The sequence below is a fragment of the Blautia sp. MSJ-36 genome, from assembly GCF_018917985.1.
Classification (GTDB): Bacteria; Bacillota; Clostridia; order Lachnospirales; family Lachnospiraceae; genus Blautia_A.
This window is the reverse complement of sequence record NZ_JAHLPQ010000036.1, coordinates 1-24413: the sequence shown is the minus strand read 5'-3', so window position 1 is coordinate 24413 and position 24413 is coordinate 1. Positions and strand designations below refer to the sequence as shown.

The window sequence follows — 24413 nt, the reverse complement described above, 5'->3', positions numbered from 1 at the left end:
TTGTATGTAAAAACTGACCAGAAGGCTGTATAACAGGCCCCTGGTCAGTTTTTACATTCATTTATATACATATCGGTTAATGTTCTGTCAGTTATCTTTCATAATCTTATCAATCGTATTGATCAAAGCTTCCGCACTGACAGGTTTTGCCAGATATCCATTCATACCGGCTTCGTAAGATTTTTCTCTGTCTTCCTCAAACGCATTTGCCGTCATTGCAACAATCGGTACAGACGCTGTTTCTCTGTTTTTTAATGAACGAATCTGTTTTGCAGCTTCATAGCCATTCATAACAGGCATCTGGATGTCCATCAGAATCAGATCGTATTGTCCCGGAACCGCCTGTTCCATTTTTTTGACCGCGACCACACCATCACCGGCTGTCTCAACCATAAATCCTGCATCTTCCAGGATTGTCTGCGCAATCTCCTGATTCAGTTCATTGTCTTCTACCAGAAGAATTCTTTTTCCCCTGTAAATACATCCTCTTTTTTCCGGTTCTTTGTTCTTAGGAACAGGATTCATAAGCAATTCCCGCAGCTGCGACATAAACAGTGGCTTTTCGCAGAAGGCAGTTACACCTGCTTCTTTTGCTTCCTCTTCTATATCTGACCAGTCATATGCAGTCAGTATGATGATCGGGCTGCTGTCCCCGATAACCCGTCGGATACGTCTTACCGTTTCAATTCCGTTCATATCCGGCATCAGCCAGTCAATGATATATGCGTAAAATTCATCACCCATTTCCATGGAATGCTTCGCCCGGATCACCGCTTCCTTTCCGGAAACCGTCCATTCTGACCGCATACCTATTTCTGTCAGCATGCCGGAAATGCTGAGACAGGTATCTGTATCATCGTCTGCAACCAGAACTTTAAGGCCCTGAAGCTGTTCAATCTTTTCGTAACTTTTTGCTTCGCCACATAATTTAAAGGTCAGATTTACAGTAAATTCACTGCCCTGTCCTTCTTCACTTTTTACTGTGATGGTACCTCCCATCATATCTACAATATTCTTGGTGATCGCCATTCCAAGGCCGGTTCCCTGGATTCCGCTTACCGTTGAGGTTTCTTCTCTGGTAAAGGATTCAAATATATGTTCCTGAAACTCCGGCTTCATGCCAATTCCGGTATCCCGGATAATAAACTGATAGCTTCCATATCCTGTGGGTGCAGATTTCAGCTGCCGGATTCTTAAACTGATTGTTCCACCTGTCCTGTTAAATTTGGTTCCATTACTCAGAATGTTCAACAGGATCTGCGTCAGCCTCAGTTTGTCCGCAATAATATCTTCATTTTTTACATCTACGGTATCAATCAGAAAATCCAACTGCTTGGAAGTAATATTGGGCTGTACAATCGTTCGTATGTCGTGGAGCAGCTCCGGAAGGTTCAGCGGATTCTCATTGATCTTCACTTTTCCGCTCTCTATTCTGCTCATGTCGAGAATGTCATTGATCAGTGAAAGCAGATGTTCACTGGAAGTGGAGATTTTGGATAAATATTCTTTTACTTTCTCTCTATTATCTACATGAGAAGCCGCCAGAGATGTAAATCCTATAATGGCATTCATAGGGGTCCGGATATCATGGGACATATTATTCAAAAATGTGGTTTTTGCCGAGTTTGCACTTTCCGCATGCATCAGGGCAGTCTCCAGTTCATGATGGCTTTCTTTCAGTTTCTGGTTCAGTTCATAAGACTGTCTGGCTGCTCTTTTGGCTTTTGCCTCTGCAATCCTGGCTTTCTGCAGGATACCAAGTATGATCAGCAATACAGCCAGAAATCCACAGATAAACAAAGTTGCCACTGCCAGCAGATTCTCCTTTATGAAATCCAGCAGAGTAACCTTCTGGGAAGCATTATCGTAGGCAGACAGTGCACCTGTAAGTTTGGATGTAGGCATAGACTTCAAAGTCTTATTCAGAATCGACAGAAGGACGGAATTTCCCCGGCTGACTGCAAAGGATATATTGTCCGGATGTGTCAGAAAAACACTGTAAAGCTTTTTGTCATTGACATACTCTGTCACCCGGCCTGAACTGGAAAGAAAACAGTCTGCCTTTTTATCCTGTACGGCTTTTCTTGCATCCTCAAAGGAATCATACTCCATAATTTTCCATGTCGGATAATTATAGGAAATAAACCATTTTAAATTCAGATCACTTTTCGGTATAGCAACGCTGTTTTCTTCATTTTCATCAAAGGACCTTTTACCGGTCACTGCTGCCAGACTGGAAACAAGGACCGTATTGGACAGGGCCATGTCATTTTGTTCTGCAGCATAAGGGTTCTGGCTGGTATGAAAGATCATGTCGATCCTGCCGTCTTTTAATGCCTGGATCAGTTCTTCCTGGGAGTCAAAGCCTTCTATATTAAACTTCAGGCTGCTGTTTCCCAGACAGTCCACTGCATATTTAATATAATCGTTGATCACACCCGTCATTTCACCACTTTCTTTGTCAAAAGTACTGAAACTCTGGTCGTTATTCAGAAATCCCACACCTATCTTCCCGTGCTGTTCCAGCCATTCCTTTTCTTCACTGGAAAGGACGGCAACAGACTGTGCGGAAAGATATCTCTGATAAAGTTCATCACCATAAAACGGTTTATCGTATTCCATGGAACGCATGGCTGTATCCAGTTCTTCTTTCAGATCCGGACGGTCTTTGCTGATGCCATAATAAATATCAGAGCCACCGATCGTCACAACCGCTGACATTCCGGCTTCAACCCAGGCAGGAGTCTCTGTAGATATCACTCCGTCAATCTCCCGATTCCCGGCCATTTTTTTCGCCCGTTCAAAGCTGTCCACATCCAAATGCTGTGTCTTTATATTCTGCTTTTCTTCCCATTCGCGAAACTGAGTTCCCTGTACGCTCTCTTCCATTACCGCGATCCTTTTGCCATTCAGGGTAGAAAGATCTGACGGAGAAATATCCGTATTTGTAAGATCTGCATACAGATAACATTTTTCTTTTCCCATGGGGAGATCTGAGAACAGCATCGTCTCAGCACGTTCATCGGTATAGGAAAGTGCAGCCATCAGGTCGATCTCGCCATTTTGGAGCTTTTCCACAAGCTCTCCCCAGTCGCCTTTTATATATTCGTAATTCCAGCCTGTATAGGCGGCAACTGCCTGTTCGTATTCATAACCATATCCGCTTCGTTCACCATTTTCACCGGTAATATGATAGGAATCCGGATACCAACCTACCCTGACTGTTTTCGATTCTGTATCTGTCTTCGTTTCCGAAGCAGCCACAGGAACTGGAAGTACTGTAAAGATCATCAGCAGACATAATGCCAGCCCCACATGTCTGCATAAAGTTCTCCTGCTCTTATTCATACTTTTTCCCCGATAATATCGTATTTTTTGTCAAACTCTCCCGCTGTTTCGTTTCCCCGGACGGGTTCTGCGGTTCTCCAGGAGACAGACAACTTCCACCGAATCGGTGACCGGGAACATATCAACTGGCTGCATCTTCTTCACCAGATAATCCCTCTTTGTAAGATATGCAAGATCTCTGGCCAGCGTTTCCGGATTGCAGGATACGTAGACGATCTTTTCCGGAGAAAGAGTTAAAAGGGAATGAAGGAATTTACGGTCACTTCCGGAACGGGGCGGATCCATGAGGACAACGTCCACTTTCTCTCCTTCTGCTGCCATTCCTTCCATAAACCATCCTGCATCTCCCGGAACAAAACGGACATTTTTGATCTTATTCTCCCTGGCATTCATTCTGGCATCACGGATGGCGTCTCGGTTCAACTCCACGCCAATGACGTCTCTGGCATTTCTGGAAGCAATGATCCCAATGGTACCTGTTCCACAGTAAGCATCGATCACCCGCTCTTTACCTGTCATTGCCGCAAATTCCATGGCCTTTCCGTAAAGGACTTCCGTCTGCACAGGATTTACCTGGTAAAAAGAAGACGGGGAAATACGGAAGTTCAGTCCCATAAGACGTTCTTTGATAAATCCCGGTCCGTAAAGTACAATATTCCGGTCTCCGAGAACCATGCTGGTCTGTCTGTCGTTGACATTGAGGACCACCGTTGTGATCTCCGGATGCTCTTTGCGAAGAGCCTTTACAAAGTTATTCTTGGATGGAAAGATCGGTGAAACCGTAACCAGGACCACCATGATCTCCCCTGTGGAAAAACCTCTCCGCACCAGTACATGGCGGAGAAGTCCGTATCCGGTATCTTCATCATAAGTCTTGATCTTAAAAGATTTCAGCATGCCACGGATAGTACGGATGATCTCCTGGCTCTTTTTATCCTCGATCATACAGTCATCCACAGAAACGATCCTGTGGCTCTTCTCCTCATAGATGCCGGAGATCACATTTCCTTTCCGGTCACGGCCAAACGCCGCATGAACTTTATTTCTGTAATAATAAGGATCTTCCATTCCGATGATCGGTTCAACTTTACCGAATTTTTTCAGAAGGCCTTCTGTAATTTTCTGTTTCTTGCGAAGCTGATCCTGATAGGGTACTCCCTGGTAACGACAGCCGCCGCATTTCTTCGCAACTGAACAGACAGTTTCTTTCTGCTCCATTTATATCTCTCCTCTTTCACGGGCACAAAAAAGATGTTCCCAGTTATTTTCACTGAGAACATCTTAGCAGACCTTATGTTTTTTTACAAGAAAATCCTTGATTTATGCCTGATATGGCTCGTTAAATACAAGAATATGTCTCTTCACATTCTCATAAGTCCCCTGAACCATAGCCTCATTGAGATCAAAGAAATTATGTTTGTCTGTGGATGCCATATATTTCTCCACATGAGCAGTCAGGCTGTTAAAGCTTGCTGTGGCAATATTCACCTTGCGGATACCAAGAGAGATCGCTCTCTGGAAATCTTTGTCCGTGATACCACTGCCGCCATGAAGAACCAGCGGAATGTCCACTTTCTCATGGATCTTCTCCAGTACATCAAAAGCAAGAGTCGGTGCTACCGGATAGTTACCGTGTGCATTGCCGATGGCAACTGCAAGAGCATCGATACCTGTCTCTCTTGCATAAACAACTGCATCATCCGGGTCTGTGCAGCGGATACCATGGTCACAGCTTCCATCCTCACTTCCGCCTACAAGACCAAGCTCAGCCTCAACGGTGGCGCCATATTTACGGGCTTTCTCCACAACCGTCTTTACCTTGGCGATATTTTCCTCAAAAGGAAGAGTGGACGCATCCAGCATAACGGATGTAAAACCAAGCTCCAGAGCCTTGTCAACCGTCTCAAAAGTAAGGCCGTGATCCAGATGGACAGCCACATCCACCTTGGCTTCTTTTGCAGCCTGCACCATCATCGGTCCCATCAGATGAAGCGGGGAATTCTTGAGACGAACCTCCGCGATCTGAAGGATGATGGGTGTATTTAATTCTTCTGCGGCGCGGATCGCACCTTTCACCATCTCCATATTACCAACGCTGAAAGCACCACAGCCAATATTCTTCTCCTCGGCACGCTTCAGCAGATCTTTCATTTTCACAAGTGCCATGACTGATCCTCCTGTCCTGTTAATCGTACACTGTTTACAGAAAAAGCGGTGTCCACGCACTTCTGGCCGATACCGCTTTTTCCGTCTGATTTATATTATTTATTATTTAGAGTCCTGTCTTCTCGGCAATGAATTTTCTTGCACGGATCGCATACTCAAGCGGATTAGCCTTAGCCGGATCCTGCTCAGCCTCTACAACCATGTATCCTTCATAGCCAGCCTCTTCCAGAACTTTGAAGATCGGATCATAGTTGATGCATCCATCTCCAGGAATTGTGAAGGCACCAGCTCTTACACCTGCAAGGAAGCTCATGTTCTCTTTCTTAACCTGCTCAACAACTTCCGGACGGATGTCTTTCAGATGAACATGTTTGATTCTGTGAACATACTTCTTAACAACTTCAAGCGGATCCTCTCCACAGTATGTAAAGTGACCGGTATCAAAAAGAAGGCTTACATACTCAGGATCTGTATTCTCCATCATACGGTCAACCTCAGCAAGGCTCTGTACAACAGTACCCATATGATGATGGAAAGTAAGGGCAATGCCATACTCCTCTTTGGCGATCTTACCAAGTTTGTTCATACCTGTGCAGAAAGTATCCCACTCCTGGTCATTCATCTCATATTTATGGCCGAAGATCGGAGTATCCAGCTGACCCTGAACACTGTAGCTCTGCTCAGAAGCGCCAATAACCTTAGCCCCCATAGCTTTCAGGAAAGCAAGCTGTGCACGGAACTCTTTCTCAACTTCCTCAAATGGTTTGGTGATAAGGAAGCTTGAAAACCACTGGTTACAGATCTCAACACCACGAAGTTCAAGAGCTTTCTTGAGAACTTCCGGATCTTTCGGATATTTGTTACCAACCTCGGAACCTGTGAAACCGGCAAGGGCCATCTCACTGACACACTGCTCAAAAGTATTCTCTTTGCCAAGGTCCGGCATATCATCGTTAGTCCATGCAATTGGTGCAATACCAAGTTTTACTTTATTCTTATCAAACATTGGTCAATTCTCCTTTATTATTTGAATTATTCCATAATCTCAGAAATCTTAACCGGTCTGTGCTCCTCGCTGGATTTTTTAGCAGCAAGACCCATTAATACCGGTTTCAGACCATCGTAAACATTCAGAGGTGTCTCTTTGTCATTAACGATGGCATCGATAAATGCTGCAACCTCTTTACCGTAAGCATCCATGTATCTCTCAAGGAAGAAGAACATCGGTTTCTCACCGGTAACGCCCTCAGCATTGCTGATCACTGTGGAAGACTGGCTGTCATTGGAGATAGCAGCCATACCCTCAGAACCGAATACTTCCGCTCTCTGGTCATATCCATAGGAAGCTCTTCTGCAGTTATCGATAACAGCGATCGCACCATTCTCCATCTGAAGAGTGATAACAGCTGTATCAACATCCCCAGCTTCACCGATAGCCGGATCAACCAGGTTCGCACTCTGAACATAAACCTCAGTAGCATCACATCCTGCAAGGAAACGAGCCATATCAAAATCATGAATGGTCATATCCAGGAACATACCACCGGAAACCTTAACATAATCAATGCTAGGCGGCTCAGGATCGCGGGAAGTAATCTTGATGATCTCCGGTTTACCAACCTTACCAGCTGCAACAGCCTGCTGAAGAGACTCAAAGTTGTGGTCAAATCTTCTGTTGAAACCAACCTGATATTTCAGATTCGTGCCCTCAAGAGCATTGATAACCTCTTTGATCTTGGCAATATCATGATCGATCGGTTTCTCACAGAAAACATGCTTGCCAGCCTTGATAGCCTCTACAGAAATCGGAGAATGAGTATCTGTAGAAGAACAGATCAGAACTGCGGAAATCTCAGGATCGTTGATGATCTCCTTATAATCCTTAGTCGTATGCTCAACACCCATGCTCTTAGCCCAAGCAGCAGTCTCATCATTTAAGAACGGATCCGCAACAGTCTTAATTACTGCATCCGGTACCCTTGTTGTGATACTGGTGATATGAACTCTACCAATTCTACCTGCTCCGATAATACCAACTTTAATCATAGTTTTGATCTCCTTTTGATTTATTTTCCCAATGTTATCCTCTTGCGTGTCCGAACACGCTCTTTATGCTTAATATAATATCATCGTAACCCACAAATCGCAACCCCTAATATTGTACAATATTACCATCTTTTTTCTATTAAAAATGACGAGAACTATTTTTAGCCACAATATGTAATATTTTTAGGTCAACTTCACCACAATAATTCCAACATATTCCCACAGTTTCAATCAGACATATACAAACCCATTCCTCCACTTCCAGGCATCCAGCGCAGCGCCGATGCCCACCTCCTTCCCGTCACGCAAACGCAAACTCAGCCTCTCCAATTCCAAGCGTCCAGCGCAGCGCCGACGCCCACAACCCTCCCGTCAAACAAACGCAAACTCAGCCCCTGCAGTCGTCCAGCGAAGCGCTGACGCCCCACTTTTCTCTCGTCAAACGACCTTATTTCTCGCTGGATGCACCAGCCGTGGAAGGGGATGCTGTCTGGCTCTGCTTCTGCAGGAGGGGAGCTGATTCTTGGGCGGCGGAAATCTGCGTTGTTTTTCAAAAGTTCGCTGTCTGAGCGGCGGCAGGCCGCGAGTTCGGACTTTTGGAAAACGGTTTTAGCAGATTCCCGGCGCCCTAGAAGCCAGCCCCCGACGAAGCCGCAGACCAGACAGCATCCCCTTCCACGGCGTCCGCCTATCCGCACAAAAAAGGAGACACCCCCATTTCAGTGTCTCCCCTCCGGAATCGTATACTCATTTCTTATATATATCTCCGTAAACAACTTCTCCCTATCCGGTTCCTCCCCATTAAACAACAGCCGAAACAAAATCATCACCGGCTCATACCCCTGAACCCTGGCATCCTGCCCAATCAGAAAATGAATAAACCCTTTCCTCATCAATTCATAATTCCGCCCCATAAAATCATTAGCAACCATCTTCACCTGGCCCATCTTACCAGCCTCTGCAATAGCCCTGCAAACACCCTCCTCACCATGAGAAGTAAGATAAATCCCCGCAAGATCCGGAACCTCTTCAAAAATCTTCTCCGCAATCTCTCTGGCCCGCACATTCTCCTCAAAACAATACTCCGGCCCAATGATCTCAATCCCCGGATACTTTTTCCTCATCTCAGACCGAAACCCCGACACACGACTGCTAAGAGAAGTATTGGTCCTGTAACCAGAGATAATGGCAACTTTCCCCTTTCCCCCGGTAAGTTCTCCCATAAGCCCCGCAGCCGCCCGTCCACACTGCACACCATTCTGCCCCACAAAACAAAGCCGCTTCGTATCCTCCACATCGGAAGTAAAAGTCACCACCGGAATATGATACTCTTCCACAAACCGGTCGATCTCTTTTTTCACCTCTTCGGCTTCAAGAGGAACCATCGCAATACCGCTGACTTCTTCCTGCCGCATTTTTTCCATGGTAAAAAGAACATCCTCTGCACTTTGATGCTCAATGGTATGGATCAGCACCGTGCCGCCCAGATTATCGACTTCCGCCCTGGCCTCCTCAACACCCTTCATGACTTCCTTCATAAAAGGAGTCTCCGCACCCTGAAGGATCACGCCAATCTTGATATTATTTCTACTCATGGACAGGGCACGGCCCAGCTGATTCGGTTTATACCCCATCTCCTCCGCGATCTGCCGGACCCGTTCTGCTACTTCCGGCCTGATACGCCCTCTGTTATTCAATGCTCTGTCAACAGTTCCTCTGGAAACACCAGCAGCCTCTGCAATCTGTCTTATGGTAACACCCATGTTCTTGCTCCTCTTCTCTGCTATACCCTATGATATGCCGGAACCCTTCCGGTACTCCGCAGGGCTCATCCCTGTGATCTTCTTAAATGTCTTGGAAAAATAGTGGTAATCTCCGAAACCGGAGCGCAGGGCCACATCCTTCACCCTGCAGTTCGTCCCGGAAAGAAGCTTCTTCGCACAGTCAATCCGAAGCTCCTGCACATAATTGGAAAAACCAATCTTCATCTCCTGTTTGAAAAGATAACTGAGATAGGCAGGATTCACCTCCGCCGCATCTGCCGCATCCTGGAGGCTGATCTGCTCTTCATAATGTTCCCGGATAAACTCCAGCGCCTTTTTCACAGCAGCAGAAATCCCCTCCGGAACCACATCCTCTCCTCCTGCAAAAAGTTCCGAAATACAGGAATTTCCTTTTTCCCGGAATTCTTCAAAATCTTCGATCTCTTCATACCAGATTGGATCTTTTTCAAGGCCTGCTGTCTGGTTCAGTTTCTTAAGCCACTGTACAAGAAGCCTTCCGTCCGTATAACGATTCTGACATTCTGTAAGGACCTGCTCCCAGAGCTCTTCCGCCTTCTTTTTGTCCTTTCCTGCTTTCAGGGCAGAAATCTGTGTTTCCAGTATGTCGGCACTTTCCGGCAGAACACTGTCCGCTTTCTTCCGGCCTTCAAAATAAAGGATCTCTTTTTTCTCATAAAAATGCAGTTTCATCATTTCTCTGGCCTGCTGGTAAGCCTGACGGATTCCTTCCTCTCCCATGCAGACACTGCTGACACTGATGCCGAAATCGCAAAAATCCTCCTGGCAGTGCCGGTAGCAAATAGCCGCAACCTCTGTCAGCCTCTGCTGCATGGCTGAAGTCCTGCAGTCCCTGGAAAGATCCAGAAAACAACAGAAAATCCCTGCACCAAGATAAATCACTTCTGTAAATTCGCTTTCTGTTCCAAGGAGCTCTTCCGTCCGTTCCAAAAGCCTGTGGCGGAAATGATGGGAATACTGTTCCACTTCCAGCGGGGTCCACTGCCGTTCCCGCTCCGCCCATCTTTCCATAAACATACAGATCACAGCGCTGTTAAAATATTTCCCGGCGATCCCGGCTTCCACACGTTTTTCTTCACGTGCCTGGTTTTTCAGCATCCCGGAGATCAGGCCGTTGAAAAAATAATATTTTAGAGCATGGCTTCCCAGATGGATCAGTTTTCTTGCCTGCGCCTGTTCCTGGCTTTTTTTCCTGCGGTTTTCGATCAGCCGGGCTGATTTTTCCAGGGTATCATAGAGACTGTCCTCATCCAGACTGTTTTTCAGTACGTATTCATCCGCGCCAAGGCGCATGGCCTCTTTTACATATTCAAAATCATCATGACAGCTGAGCACGATAATATAGATATCCCTGTTTTCCTCACGGATCTTTCGGATCAACTCAATGCCATCCATCACAGGCATGGTCAGATCCGTCACAAGAACATCGATCTTTTCTTTCTGAAGAAACCCGTAGGCTTCCTCTCCGTCCTCGGCATCATCCACGATCTCGTATCCAGCTTTTTCCCAGGAATCCAGTGTTTTCAGATAACTCCTTACCAGAAAATCATCATCTGCCACCAGTGTTCTGTACATCAGCTTTTCCTCCCTTCTTCCGGTATATCATAGATTGCTGGCAGAAAGACAGTAACGATTGTGCCATTACTGCTGCTGTCATATTTCATTCCACCTTTTTCTCCATAATAAAGCTCCAGTCGTTCTTTTACATTGGGAACTCCCACTGCGGAAAGTCCCTTTGTCTTTTTTGCACGACTTCCCAAAAGATCCCGGATCTGTGCTTCTGTCATTCCTCTTCCGTTATCTTTTACTATAAGGATCAGCTCTCCTTCCTTTACTTTTCCGCTGATCCATATCTTTCCTGTCTGCCGCTTGATGTCAATCCCGTGAAGAAGGGCGTTCTCCACAAGGGGCTGAAGAATCAGCCTTGGAATATAGCACCGGTATGCTTCCTCGGAAATCTCATACTCCACCTGAAAACTCCCCTGATAACGGAAATCCTGCAGATGGATATAGTTTTTCAGGATATGGATCTCATCAGCAACGGAGAGAAAACTTCCTTTTTTGTTGATGCTGGCCTGAAGAAGCTCCACAAAATCTCCGATGAGGCCTGCCAGCTCTTTCTCCCCTTTTAAAAATGCGGCAAACTTGATGGAATTCAGGGTATTATACATAAAATGCGGTGTGATCTGATACTGCAGCGCTTCCAGTTCCGCATCTTTTTTCTGCTGTTCCTCCTCAATCACCTGGGCGATCAGATCTTCGATGTAATCCAGCATATGGTTGAATTCTTTTCCCAGGGTTCCGATCTCATCGGCAGTGGTCACTTCTGTGCGAAGGCTTAAGTCTCCCTCACCAACCTTCTCAATGGTACCTGTCATGGACCGGAGTGGTCCGCAGACCACCCTGGAAAGCCACAGTGCCAGAAGCACAGCTGCCACAAAAACAGCCCCGAAGATTCCGATCAGGAAAAGCCTCATCTGGGAAAGTCCACTTAGGACTTCTTTTTTTGGTACTTCCAGGTATAACCCACAGTCTGAAAAACTTCCTCTGCTGAAAAAGGAGATCACACCGTTTTTTTCTATATATCCTTCCACACCTGGAACATCATGGTCTGTAATCTCCGGAAATGTTTTCCCAAGATCACTGTAATCTTCTGATGTTACAATCTCATTATTTCCATCCACAAGCAGAATCCTGGTGATCTTCTCATCATTGACAGCTTCCAGATATTCATAATAAATGGCCCGTTCCTTGATGTCCGCCGCAACATATCCCAATGCCTCTCCGTTGTCATCTTCCACCTTCTGGATCACCGAAAGAAAACTGCTGCCTTCATGGACCAGGGATTCCACAAGGACCGGAAAGGAATCCATCTCCTGTATTTCTTCCAGCTCTTCGATCCGCTCTCCTTTAATCCCTTGTTTGTTTACCGGAAACTCTTCCGATGTCACCGCCATTTTTTTGTCTGGAAAAACAAAGTAAAGAGAATTGATATCTTTATATTCCCGGCTGTGTTCCCGGAGAAGCCCGGCTATATTTTCCAGGCTGTTTTCATTCCCGGTACGGATATATTCCTCCGCATTATTCCGGACATCCTCATCCCAAGCAGTTTTCATATTCACATAATAAATCTCTTTCAGGGATTCGTCCAGATTTTTTACAGTCTGCTGCATCCGTCCGTACAGGATCCCGGAATAATTTTCTTCGATCATCTCTGCAGCCCGAAAATAAAATACCACCGTAAGGGAACAGGCAGTAAACATGGTTACTGTCAAGATCGCCAGCAATATCTTCGCCCGGATACTTTTTAACATAGAACTCCTCCCTTCCATAAAGCGGATACACGCCTCCCGCTACGCTATCTGTCCATAAACGCAGGAAACAGCAGGAGTATCCTACCCCTGCCTGATTTCCTGTTTACGGTTGAATATATGTTTTACAATAAAATGTTTATAACTGTCCGTGTGCCTCGCGCTCGGTAAGCTCCTGCATGATCGCCGGATACATTTTGTCAAGCTTATATCCGAAAAGTGTTACAATGATCACTGCCGCAATGAGGATCGGTCCAAATTTATAAAGAGAAACGATCATCTCCAGTGCTGTTTCCGGCTGTGTGGTAATTCCTGCAGATGAGCTCACATATCCGGAGCTGCTTAACAGTCCTGTGATCATTGCTGATGCAAGACCTGCACCAACTTTTGTTCCGATGGAACCGCCTGCAAAGATCAGACTTTCCTGACGGATGTGGTTTTTCCACTGTCCAAACTCAACTACATCACCAACCATACTGAATACAACTGCATTTAACGGTGCAAGTCCGATCGCACGTGTAACACAGCTCATTACCATGAAACCGAAGCTGTATGGGTTCAGGAAAAACAGAAGCTGTCCGCCAAGTGCAACAAATCCGCCGATAAATGCGATGTTTCTTTTTCCAAATTTCTTGATCAACGGTGAGCAGACGAAGATTCCCACTACCAGCACCAGTGTTTCTGTAAGGAACAGTGCACTGTACATCCATGTATCATTGTTGAAGATATATTTACAGTAGTACGGAAGAATGGTTCCTGTGATCGTAAAGGATACACTCTGTACTGTCCACAGAATCATTACTGCCCAGAAATACTGATTTGTGAAAAGTGCCTTCAGCATTGTCGGAACCGGAAGCTTCTCATCTTTCTTTCTTGCTTCGATCTGAACCTTCTCCTCACATTTGAAGAAGCAGAGAAGCAGAAGTGCAAGTGCAAGCACTGCCCATACGCTCATAACCTTGATCCATGCAGCCTGATCATTTCCAAGAAGCTTTACAAGCGGCAGTGTACAGGTTGCAGCAACGATCTTTCCGATAGGAGAGAGTCCCATTCTCAAAACACTGAGTTTATCTCTCTCAGATGATTCACGGATCATCATCGATGAAAGACTTCCATATGGAAGATTGATCGCTGTATAGCATATGGTCGTACAGAAGTTATAAGTTACAAAGAGATACAGAAACTGAAGCATCCCTGTTGTATGCGGCACTGTGAAAAGCAGTACTGCTGACAGCGCAAATGGAATGCTCATCCACAGAAGCCAGGGTCTTGATTTTCCCCATTTGGAATTTGTCCTCTCTACAATGACACCCATGATCAGATCGGAAAATCCGTCAAAGCATCTGGAAAGTAACATTACCAGTCCTACTGTTGCTGCGCTAATCCCTACATAGTCTGTGTAAAACAGCGTCAGCAATGTTCCGATCATTCCGAACACGATATTACATCCTACATCTCCTCCAGCATAACACAGCCCTGTTGATACCGAAAGTTTTTTCTTCTCCATCTTATTATCCCGCCCTTTCATTTCTTTTCGTTTTTTATTTTCGCTTTCCTTTTGATGATTATATTTTATCGAAAATACGGAATTATCAAAGTATGAGAAATTTTAGTTTTTTCGGTATTATTTTTACCTGACTGTTAAATCTGTACCAAAGTTCTTCTGTTTCAGGTTTCCCTGTGTCCTGTTCTTGTCCTATTTTTATGTTTTGTGTTTTATTTTTGGACAAACAGCCTGACATCTAAACTTTAAATTCTTTCAGGACTGAGAATATTTATCATCTTTCATAAATATATCAATATTTTCTTTGGTAAGTACCTGGGAATCCAGGATCTCATCTTCTTCGGTTTCCTCTCCTTCCAGATCCTTCACGATATACTTGATGGTTTCGTAACCGATCTGATAACCGGACTGGGCTCCCAGCGCCACGATACGGCCATCCTGCACTGCTTTCAGGGCGTCTTCCTGGGTATCAACAGAAACAATGGAGATCTCCCGCTCTTCGATCGCCTCTGAAAGCCCCAGAGCCGTCACCGCACTTGTGGTCATGATTCCGTTAAGATCCGGATACTTCACCAGGATCTCATCTACATCCTTCTGGGAAACCCGCATATTACTGTATCCGTTCCGAACCATTTCAATGGTGATCCCAGGCTCTTTTTCCATATATTTTTCAAATCCGGCAACACGCATCCGGTGTCCGGCCTGCTTAAAATCACCGGCGATCACACCGATCTTTCCTTTATGGTCCAAAGCCTTTGCAAGCTGCTCGCCCAGCTCGTAGCCCAGCTTTTCATTGTCGATTCCGATATAAGGAGTATCTGAATCCTCTATGGGGGTATCATAGGCATATACAGAAATCCCCTTTTCCCTGGCTGAATTTACATAGTCTTCGCATTCATAAGAATTTATAGGGGAAACTGCCAGTGCCTGGATATCCGTTTTCAAAAGATCACAGATCATATTTTCCTGAACTTTTTCCTCCGTCTCAGAATCAGGGGACAGGATCACCACATCTGCATGATATTTTTCTGCCGCATCTCTCATTCCGTCACAGACGGACAGCCAGTATTCACTGCTCCTGGATTTTGTAACAACACCGATGCTTACCTGTTCTCGTTCTTCTGTTTTCTTTGCTGAGGATCCGCATCCGGAAAGGCTGCAAAATCCTATGACTGCCGCCAGAATACAGATATATTTTTTTCTCACGAAGGATATGCCTCCTTTTCTTTTGCAGCTGCCGCTATTTTTACCACGGGAAAAAAGACTCCGGAGCCTTTTTCTCCGGTCCGGAGTCTTTTCTTATCTGGCAATGTAGGGTTTACATGTGCATTTTACCAGAGTTTTCTGTAGATTTCTTTTACTTCTTCTTCGGTTACGTCACGCATGGTGTTCTGCGGGCTTCCGCTGTCCATAGCATCATGTGCCATTTTATCGATCACATTAAAGAATTCTTCTTTGTTGATTCCGAACTGCTCCAGAGTTGGAGTATCCAGTTCGTTTACAAGTGCTTCTACTGCTTTCAGGAATTTCTCAGCTGCTTCCTGATCGGAATCGGAGGCATCTGCAACACCGATATCGCGGCCAAGGGCACCAAATCTGTCATATGCTCCAGGAAGCGCAAAAGTAAGGCACTCTTTCAGAAGCATGGCATTGGAAAGTCCGTGTGCTACATGGAACAGTGCTCCGATCGGACGGCTCATTCCGTGGATAATGGTAACAGATGCATTGTTGAATGCGATTCCTGCCTCAAGAGCAGCTACAGACATCTGTACACGGGCTTCTTCGTTCTTTCCGTCTTTGTATGCAACTGGAAGATATTTAAAGATCCTCTTTACTGCAGATACTGCAAAAGTATCGGAAAGTGTCTGTGCTTTTCTGGATGTATAAGCTTCCACACAGTGGCAAAGTGCATCAAGGCCTGTTGCTGCTGTGATCTTTGGAGGTGCAGTCATAGTAAACTGCGGGTCGATGATGGCAAGGTCTGGCATGAGAACTTTGCCTTTGAGAAGCATCTTGATATCTTTTTTTGTGTCCGTAATGATGGTGAACTGAGTTGCCTCAGATCCGGTTCCTGCTGTGGTAGGAATCGCTGCCATTGGCGGCATCTTTACGTCGATCACTTTTCCCATGTAATCAGAAATATTTCCGCCGTTTACTACCAGAGAGCCGATGGCTTTCATGGAGTCGATGGGGCTTCCGCCTCCCAGAGCTACCAGGAAATCACAGTTCTCTTCTTTATAAAGTTTCAGTCCTTTTTCAATCATGGTATCTGTAGGCTCGCCGCAGATATCAGAATAAATACTGTATGCAATGCCCTGATTTGTCAGAGCCTTCTCAACTTTTGCACAGTTTCCCAGGTCGATCATTACTTTATCGGTTACGATCAGAGCTTTTTTACCAAGGAGTTTCAGTGCGCCTTCTGCCATATCCAGTGCTCCGGAACCGGAAATAATTTCTCCAGGTACAATAAATTCTCTTGCCATTGTCAAAATCTCCCTTCAGTCAGTACAATTTCTTTCATAATAACAGCAGGTTCGCTGCTGTCCGTTTTTTGGGACAGCAACGATTTCTCCTCGTTCTGCTGCCAGTTATTTATATATCCGTATTTCGATTCTCTGCTTTCTTAAAACTCAGCATCATGAAGCCAGGTATATCTCTCATCCTCGCAGCGGTCTGTCTGCAGCCACGGATTTCCATCGATGTGACGGATCATCCAGCATGTGTACATCTGATATCCAGGTGCAACTGCCTGCGGATGAAGCTCTCCTCCTGGAATTGCGGAAAAGCTCTCGTCCGTGCTCTTGAACACCTGATCTCCTACAAAGCTTGCTCCGAATCCTTCCGGATGGTCGAATTTGAAGAAGTATGTCTCCGGCTGCGGATGTCTGTGCGGCAGATATCCGGACCAGTTTCCTCTGTCGTTGAGAACCTCACCAAGTACCATGTTGGACTCTGGTGAAATATCATGATCAAAGATGGTGTTTACTCTTCTCTTTGCAACGTTTCCGAACTTACCTACGCAGGAATATCCCCACGGAGCATCTTCCGGTTTGTAAAGTTTTGCGCCGAAATCTTTCTCGTTCTTTGTGCACTGAACAAGGATCTGTGACTCTGCATTCGCCACAACTGTGATCTCAGTTCCTGTACATCCGTGAACGCACCACGGTCCCTCTGTGAACACATCTTTTCTCGTTGCTGCTGCTTCGTTTCCGTTCCATTTATAGGTAATGTTTCCGGAGAGGAGGAGGACTGCTGTCTCCTCACCCTCTCTTAAAAATGTTCTTGTCTCTCCTGCTTTCATACGGTAAACACGGATGTCCATCATCATGGCCTTGTACTCATTATCGTATGTTGTAAGAATCTTTTCGCCTTTTTCGTCATATTCCGGATAACCAAATACTTTACTCATTTTCTTACCTCCCAGATTAGTACAGTCTTGCCTCTTCACGGCCTTTCATAACACCCTCGCAGGCCTTTCTTACACTTTCTTTCTCAGATGTTGTTGCAATTCCTACATCCCACCAGGACTCATATCCGTCTGTCATGGTCTTCGGGATAACTTTCAGATCAAAGAGGCATGCAACCTTCTGTTTCTTGGCATCTTCCAGAGCGTCAACAAGCTCCTGGATGGTGCGGCAGGTATAAGTCTTCAGGCCATAACCTTCGCCGATTTTTGCATAATCTACAGGGATCAGGTCTCCGGTCGGTTTCTTACCGTCTGTGTAACGGAACTCTGTTGCAAGGCTTCCGATTCCGTGGTTCATCTCAAGGTTGTTGATGCAGCCGAATCCGCAGTTATCAAATACCATGATATTGACTTTCTGTCTCTCCTGCATGATAGTCATGATCTCACTGTGGAGCATCTGGAAGCTGGAATCTCCAACTACGCAGTATACTTCATTATCCGGCTCAGCAAATTTCACACCAAGGGTAGCTGCAACCTCATATCCCATACAGGAATATCCGTACTCTGCATGATATCCGCCACGTTTGTCTGTTCTCCACATACGCTGCATACAGCTTGGAAGGGAACCGCCTGCTGTGATGATGGTTGCATCCTTGTCGATAGTTCTGTTGATCGCTGCAAGTGCTGCTGTCTGTGTGATCTTTCCGTTTGTAAGTTTTACATACTCCGGAATGGTACGAGGATCTCTTGCCTTGATTAACGGCTCAAAGTCATCTCCTGTGTACTCAATGCTACCAAGGCGCTCCATCTCTTTATCCCATGCAGCTTTTGCTTTCTCGATCTCATCTGTGTATGCAGATTTATATCCTCTTGCACGAAGCTTTTCTGCAAGTGCTTCTACGGTAGCTTTTGCATCACCCACTGCTTTTACTGCATCCATCTTGTATGCGTGGAATCTGCAGTTGTTGATGCTTACGAACTGAACATCCTCGTTCTGGAACAGATGCTTGGAACTTGTTGTAAAGTCAGACATTCTGGAACCGATGGAGATTACCACGTCGGCGTCTTTACCGATGATGTTGGAAGCATAGGTTCCTGTTACACCGATACCGCCAAGGCAGTATGGATTGCTGGACTGGCAGGCACTCTTTCCGGCCTGTGTCTCACCAAAGGGTATCTTGAACTCCTCACAGAATTTCTCAACGGTTTCTCCTGCTTCTGAGTAACGAACACCACCACCAACAACGATAAGCGGTTTCTTAGCTCCTGCGATGATCTCTGCTACATCCTCAAGCTCTTCATCTACTGCAACCGGTCTTGTGATTCTGTGTACTCTCTTCTTAAAGAAGTACTCCGGGAAGTCAAAGGACTCACCCTCAACATCCTGGCAAAGCGCGATACAGCATGCACCTGTCTCAGCCGGATCTGTAAGAACTCTCATTGCGTTAATAAGAGCTGTCATAACCATCTCCGGTCTTGTGATTCTGTCCCAGTATTTGCAAACTGGTTTAAATGCATCGTTTGTGCTGATGGCAAGGCTGCTGCTCTGCTCCAGCTGCTGAAGAACCGGATCAGGCTGGCGAGATGCAAAAGTATCTGCCGGGAATACAAGAAGCGGAATGTTGTTTACTGTAGCTGTCGCACATGCGGTTACCATGTTTGCAGCTCCTGGTCCAATGGAAGATGCACATGCGATAATTTTCTTACGGTTGCTCTGTTTTGCAAAAGCGGTTGCAACGTGGCACATGCCCTGCTCGTTTCTTCCCTGAAGAACCTTTAACTGGCCCGGGTTGGTATCCAGTGCCTCACCAAGTCCTACGGCAATGCCGTGTCCGAAGATTGTGAAAAAGCCTTCTACAAATTTTGTCTCCACTCCGTCCATGGAAACGTACTGATTATCCAGGAATTTTACAATTGCCTGTGCAGTTGTCATTCTTACTGTCTTTGCCATTTTTTCCACTCCTTTTCTTTATACTCTTGCGATCATTTCGCCGAATTTTTCTTTTTCTTCTTTAATGAATGCGTGAACTTCATCCGGTCCTGGAAGGGAGTCGGAGCAGTTGTTACTCTTAACCATCATGGATGCCTCTGCAGAACCGAACTCCAGGCAGTCGATGATCTCCCATCCCTGATACAGTCCATACAGGAATCCGGAGCCGTATCCGTCACCGCCGCCGAAACCTTTTCTTGCCTCAACCGGGAATGGCTTGATGCTGAATTTCTGTCCGTCAACTGTGTATGCTGTGGAGCCTTTCATACCATGTTTGATCACAACGATCTTTGCATTCTTTGACTGCCAGTAAGCTGCACTCTCCTCATCGGTCATGCCTTCTTTGATCAGCTTCTCTGTAAGGTCAAACTCTTCTCTGGAGCCCATGATGATGTCGGCTTCCTTGGCTACAATGGAATAGTAGATGGAAATCTCATCTGCGTTCTTCCAGTTGTATTCTCTGTAATCAATATCAAAGATGATCTTTGTATTTACTTTCTTTGCAAGCATAACTGCTTTGATGGCTGCTTCTCTGGACGGGCTCTCTGCAAGAGCTGTTCCGGAAATGAGAATTGCTTTTGCGTTTTTGATGTAGTCCTCATGGATATCATCTACATGAAGCTGCAGGTCTGCGATGCGGTTACGGTACATCAGGATGCTGCTTTCCTTCGGAGAAAGCATCTCGGTAAAGGTAAGTCCCAGTTTCTCTCCGTTTGTGCACTTTGTGATCTGTGAGGTATCGATTCCTCTCTCATTGAAATAATCCACTACATACTCACCGAACTGATCGTCAGAAACCTTTCCGATGAATCCTGCTTTCAGACCATGTTTGGTAACACCTACAGCGATGTTTGCAGGAGATCCTCCTACGAATTTCTCAAACATATGTACTTTCTTCAGGGGTTTGAACTCTTCTTTCACCTGATCGTTGTAAGCAGGGTTGAAATCAATGGCAACTCTTCCAAGGAGTACCAGGTCCATTGGTCTGGATTCATCAAATTCGATATACTTCATGATCTTACCTCCGTTTGTTTGATGGTTTATTTTTTACTTCTTTTTTGTGTGCTTTTTTGTTTTGCGTGCTTTTCTTTTCATCTAGCGTGCTTTCTTGCGTGTTCCTTATGGTGTTAATATAGCACTCTTTTTCAAATTGAGCAAGTACTTCTTTTCATTTTCTTTGTTTTCTGTTATTCTGTACAATTTCTATGGTTTTATTTTGGTGAAAGTGGCTATTGTTACCATGTGCTTTTACGTGCTTTGTATTTCAGCACGCATATAGCACGCTTTTTGAATGTATATTTTTCATAACAGGGAAGATTCTTTCCATAAAAAAAGCCTGCAGGTTTCCATCCTGCAGACTTTCTTATTTTTCTGTGTGATCTTTCGCCCACCGGCCTGATCACAGATTATATTTGGTTTTGATCTTGATATCTGTAAAAAGAAATTCCCGTTCCGGTTCCTGCCCTTTGGTCAGGATATCTGCCAGGATCCTTGGCGGTTCATAGCCCTGGACATATCCGTTCTGATCGATGAGGAAATCCACGGAATCATTTTTAAGTGCTTTCTCATTCTTCGGTGTCTGGTCATAGATCACAACATACGGGCGACGGTCCAGCCTGAGCTTATCAAACGCTTTCCCCACACCTGCCTGACCACCAGATACCACCAGGATCCCGCTAATCCCGGAAGTACTCATCATGGCATTCTCGATAATATGTTCCACTTCCGATGCCTCATCGAAACTTCCATGAACTCCGGCAATCTCCAGATGTGGAAATGCCCTCTTGGCTTCCTCCACGAAACCATCCACGCGCTGATTGTCAACATGGTTGCTGAAATATCCGGTAATGATGAGGATCTTTCCGCTTCCTCTTGTCATCATTCCCAAGAGACCCGCTGCGGTACGTCCGCTCTTACGGTTATCCATTCCCACAAAGCAGGCTCTTCTTGTCCCCACAATATCCGAGTTAAAGGTTACCACAGGAATATTTTTCTCTTCGATGAGTGCATTCAGTTTTTCCCGGACAGCCTCACTGTCTACCGGCATCACCGCAAGGCCACGGATCCCTTCCTGTTCCAGTTCTTCAATGGCCTGAAGCTGTTCGTCCTCATCTACGGAAAGGCCTTCTTTCAGGATCAGCTGGATTCCTTTTTCTTTCAGTTCCTGGGCAACCTTCTCAATGCCACGGTTCACTTCCTGCATAAAAGAAGATCTGGCAAGCTGTGTTACCACTCCGATCTTCAGTCTTTCGTCTTTAGCTGTTCTGGAACGTTTCCGCTCTTTCTGTACGTATCCCATCTCGTCCGCCAGACGACAGATCTTCTCTGCCACCTCCGGATTGATCCGTCCCCTGTGATTTAATGCTCTGTCTACGGTTCCTCTGGAAACCCCTGCCCGTTCTGCAATCTGCTGTATCGTTACCGCCATAAATCCTTCTCCTGCTTCTGCCTTACTGTGTCACTGCCAGATTCTCTGTCCGGCAATAATCGCTCTATATACATTTATATAGTTTTTTTGAAAATGTGTCAATATGTAAGCCCCCATTATCCGTGGACAGACATGTTGACCTCATCCCCGGACAGCCATATGGTATGCTTCTTTATAGGAAATTCCCGTTTTTTCACAGAGTTTTTTTATACTTTCGTATTCCGGGTAAAAATATTCCTGCCCGTCAAAAGAGCAGACCTTTACTTCCACCTCTCCAAGAGGAGTGTCAACCGTTCTTTTTTCCCGTTTCAGAATCGTCCGCTCCATCTCCTGGCGGCGGATCCCGATGGTTGTGGTTTCTCTGAAAATGATCTGCTCCATCGCAGGAACCTGTTCTTTTTTACAGAGAACCGTAAGCAGCCATGCCGGGCGGTTTTTCTTCATAAATACAGGCATGTAATTGGCTTCTCTGGCTCCTGCCTCATACAGACGTTCCATTACATAACCGAGAGTTTCTCCTGTACAGTCATCTATGTTGGATTCCAGTTTCACGATAGTATCTGTTTCTGTGGAAACATCTGTTCCTGAAGCATCTCCGGATCCTCGGATCAGCATGGCCCGGAGGATTCCCGGACATTCATACTGGCGCTTGCCTGCTCCGATCCCGATCTTTTCCACCGTGAAATCTTCCGGCAGTTTTTCTGCTGTAAGGAATGCTGCCACGACAGCCGCTCCGGTAGGGGTTACCAGTTCACCCTGTACCGGTGTGATATGCAGTTTCAGATGATGGGCACTTACAATGTTGCTTACTGCCGGTACCGGAACCGGAAGAATCCCATGCTGGCAACGGATGGTTCCGCTTCCCTCGCAAAGTCTCGGAACGATCACTTCCTCCACATCCAGATCATCCATACAGATTGCAACGGAAAGAATATCCACAATGGAATCCACCGCTCCTACTTCGTGAAAATGTACCATATCTTCCGGTACGTTATGGGCTTTTGCCTCCGCATGGGCCAGGATGGTAAAGATTTTTTTCGCATAGGATCTCGCGCGGTCTGTCATATCTGCATGGTCAATGATCTCCATGATCTCATTAAGGCCACGGTGTTCATGATGATGGTGCCCATGATGGGAATGCATTGTTTCTGTATGTGTATGACTGTTCTTGTGGGCTTCCTGTACATAATCATGAGAATGGGTATGCTCATGAGCTTCCAGGGCTTCATGACTATGTTGATGATGATGCTCCTCATGAGCATGACTGTGAGAATGTCCATGGAGATATTCCATATCATGGTCGTAATTCTCATGTTCCTGATCCAGCAGTACATCAAAATCACAGGCATCGATCCCGGATTTTACCACACGGCTGATCTTTATGTCGAAGCCTTTTACCGGAAGGCTTTTAAGAGCTCTCTCCAGTTTTTTCTGATCTGCGCCAAGATCCAGAAGTGCCGCAACTGTCATATCTCCGCTGATCCCGGAGGTACACTCCAGATATAATTTGTTTTTCATCTATTTTCCCTCCGCAAGCCAGTTGATCTGTGTTGCCAGATATCCGGCTCCATATCCGTTGTCAATATTTACTACCGCAATTCCGTTGGCACAGGAATTGATCATGGTCAGAAGCGCTGACAGACCATGGAAGCTGGCACCATATCCCACCGAAGTAGGAACCGCGATCACCGGACGTTTCACAAGTCCGCCCATCACGCTTGCCAATGCACCTTCCATTCCTGCTACGGCAACCACACAGTTAGCCTCCTGGATGGTATCCAGTCTAGAAAAAAGTCTGTGCATGCCACTGACTCCCACATCATAGATCCGATCTACGTGGGTACCAAAATACTCTGCAGTCTGAGCTGCCTCCTCCGCAACAGAAATATCTGCAGTCCCGGCTGTGCATACAGCCACTTTTCCGATATGTTCCTTTTCTTTTTCAATCTTCAAAATCCCGGAGACAGGATCATAAACTACCTGGGGAAGAATGCTTTTCACCAGTTCATACTGATGTCTAGACGCCCTTGTTCCAAATACTTCTCCGTCTTCCTCATAAAGTTTCTGATAAATATTCAAAAGATGTTCATCGGCTTTTCTTGCACAGTAAACCACTTCTGCAAAACCGGTCCGTTCTTTCCGAGTGGTATCCAGCTTTGCGTAGTCCATCTCCTCATAGCCTTCTTTTTTCAGAAGGTTCTCTGCATGTTCCACAGAGAGCTGGCCGTTCTTTACTTCTTCAAGAATCTGCTGTAATGTCATTTTTTACCTCCCTGTTCTTCCATAGTATAATAATCATAACCACCGGCTTAGCCGGTGGTTTGCACTGCCCCTATAAGGGGCTCATCCCTGCTTGCGCCCGGAAGGCGCACTGAGAGGGCCCGCCTCTTGCACTGCTTTTCACAGGCTGGC

At 45.8% G+C, this 24413-nt stretch carries 17 protein-coding genes; all 17 read right to left on the bottom strand.

Annotated features, from left to right (window positions below; translation table 11 throughout):
- Nucleotides 1-87 precede the first annotated feature (87 nt).
- Nucleotides 88-3348, bottom strand: coding sequence for a response regulator (locus KQI39_RS15855; protein WP_216419531.1), 3261 nt, complete (start codon nucleotides 3346-3348; stop codon nucleotides 88-90).
- A 30-nt stretch (nucleotides 3349-3378) separates the two neighbouring features.
- The gene (rlmD, locus tag KQI39_RS15850; RefSeq protein WP_216419529.1) at nucleotides 3379-4566 is read right to left on the bottom strand and encodes a 23S rRNA (uracil(1939)-C(5))-methyltransferase RlmD; all 1188 of its coding nucleotides are present in this window, start codon (nucleotides 4564-4566) and stop codon (nucleotides 3379-3381) included.
- A gap of 102 nt (nucleotides 4567-4668) precedes the next feature.
- Entirely contained in the window at nucleotides 4669-5514 is an 846-nt protein-coding gene (locus tag KQI39_RS15845; protein ID WP_118071573.1) for a class II fructose-bisphosphate aldolase, read from the bottom strand.
- 106 nt (nucleotides 5515-5620) lie between these two features.
- Entirely contained in the window at nucleotides 5621-6520 is a 900-nt protein-coding gene (gene iolE, locus KQI39_RS15840; RefSeq protein ID WP_118063076.1) for a myo-inosose-2 dehydratase, read from the bottom strand.
- 26 nt (nucleotides 6521-6546) lie between these two features.
- Nucleotides 6547-7560: an inositol 2-dehydrogenase gene (iolG, locus tag KQI39_RS15835; RefSeq protein ID WP_148446722.1), complete on the bottom strand. Its 1014-nt coding sequence runs from the start codon at nucleotides 7558-7560 to the stop codon at nucleotides 6547-6549.
- A 719-nt stretch (nucleotides 7561-8279) separates the two neighbouring features.
- Nucleotides 8280-9323 (bottom strand): LacI family DNA-binding transcriptional regulator, encoded by a 1044-nt coding sequence (locus KQI39_RS15830; RefSeq protein ID WP_216419527.1) that lies wholly within the window; start codon nucleotides 9321-9323, stop codon nucleotides 8280-8282.
- Nucleotides 9324-9350: 27 nt separating this feature from the next.
- Nucleotides 9351-10937, bottom strand: coding sequence for a response regulator transcription factor (locus KQI39_RS15825; protein WP_148446726.1), 1587 nt, complete (start codon nucleotides 10935-10937; stop codon nucleotides 9351-9353).
- Nucleotides 10937-12676 (bottom strand): cache domain-containing sensor histidine kinase, encoded by a 1740-nt coding sequence (locus KQI39_RS15820; RefSeq protein ID WP_216419525.1) that lies wholly within the window; start codon nucleotides 12674-12676, stop codon nucleotides 10937-10939. Before KQI39_RS15820 ends, KQI39_RS15825 begins: the two co-directional genes overlap by 1 nt.
- 136 nt (nucleotides 12677-12812) lie before the next feature.
- A complete protein-coding gene (locus KQI39_RS15815) occupies nucleotides 12813-14201 on the bottom strand; it encodes a glycoside-pentoside-hexuronide (GPH):cation symporter (RefSeq protein WP_216419523.1) in 1389 nt (462 codons plus the stop codon).
- Between the two features lie 231 nt (nucleotides 14202-14432).
- Complete coding sequence (locus tag KQI39_RS15810) at nucleotides 14433-15383, bottom strand: substrate-binding domain-containing protein (protein ID WP_216419521.1); 951 nt, start codon at nucleotides 15381-15383, stop codon at nucleotides 14433-14435.
- A gap of 125 nt (nucleotides 15384-15508) precedes the next feature.
- Entirely contained in the window at nucleotides 15509-16660 is a 1152-nt protein-coding gene (locus KQI39_RS15805; RefSeq protein WP_216419520.1) for an iron-containing alcohol dehydrogenase, read from the bottom strand.
- Nucleotides 16661-16800: 140 nt separating this feature from the next.
- Entirely contained in the window at nucleotides 16801-17586 is a 786-nt protein-coding gene (locus KQI39_RS15800; protein ID WP_015524407.1) for a 5-deoxy-glucuronate isomerase, read from the bottom strand.
- Nucleotides 17587-17602: 16 nt separating this feature from the next.
- Nucleotides 17603-19534, bottom strand: coding sequence for a 3D-(3,5/4)-trihydroxycyclohexane-1,2-dione acylhydrolase (decyclizing) (iolD, locus tag KQI39_RS15795; protein ID WP_216419518.1), 1932 nt, complete (start codon nucleotides 19532-19534; stop codon nucleotides 17603-17605).
- A gap of 18 nt (nucleotides 19535-19552) precedes the next feature.
- Nucleotides 19553-20587 (bottom strand): 5-dehydro-2-deoxygluconokinase, encoded by a 1035-nt coding sequence (gene iolC / locus KQI39_RS15790; protein WP_173761920.1) that lies wholly within the window; start codon nucleotides 20585-20587, stop codon nucleotides 19553-19555.
- 385 nt (nucleotides 20588-20972) lie between these two features.
- Nucleotides 20973-22001 (bottom strand): LacI family DNA-binding transcriptional regulator, encoded by a 1029-nt coding sequence (locus tag KQI39_RS15785; protein ID WP_216419516.1) that lies wholly within the window; start codon nucleotides 21999-22001, stop codon nucleotides 20973-20975.
- A gap of 141 nt (nucleotides 22002-22142) precedes the next feature.
- Nucleotides 22143-23519: a nickel pincer cofactor biosynthesis protein LarC gene (larC, locus tag KQI39_RS15780; RefSeq protein WP_216419513.1), complete on the bottom strand. Its 1377-nt coding sequence runs from the start codon at nucleotides 23517-23519 to the stop codon at nucleotides 22143-22145.
- Entirely contained in the window at nucleotides 23520-24263 is a 744-nt protein-coding gene (gene larB, locus KQI39_RS15775; protein WP_148446743.1) for a nickel pincer cofactor biosynthesis protein LarB, read from the bottom strand.
- Nucleotides 24264-24413 lie beyond the last annotated feature (150 nt).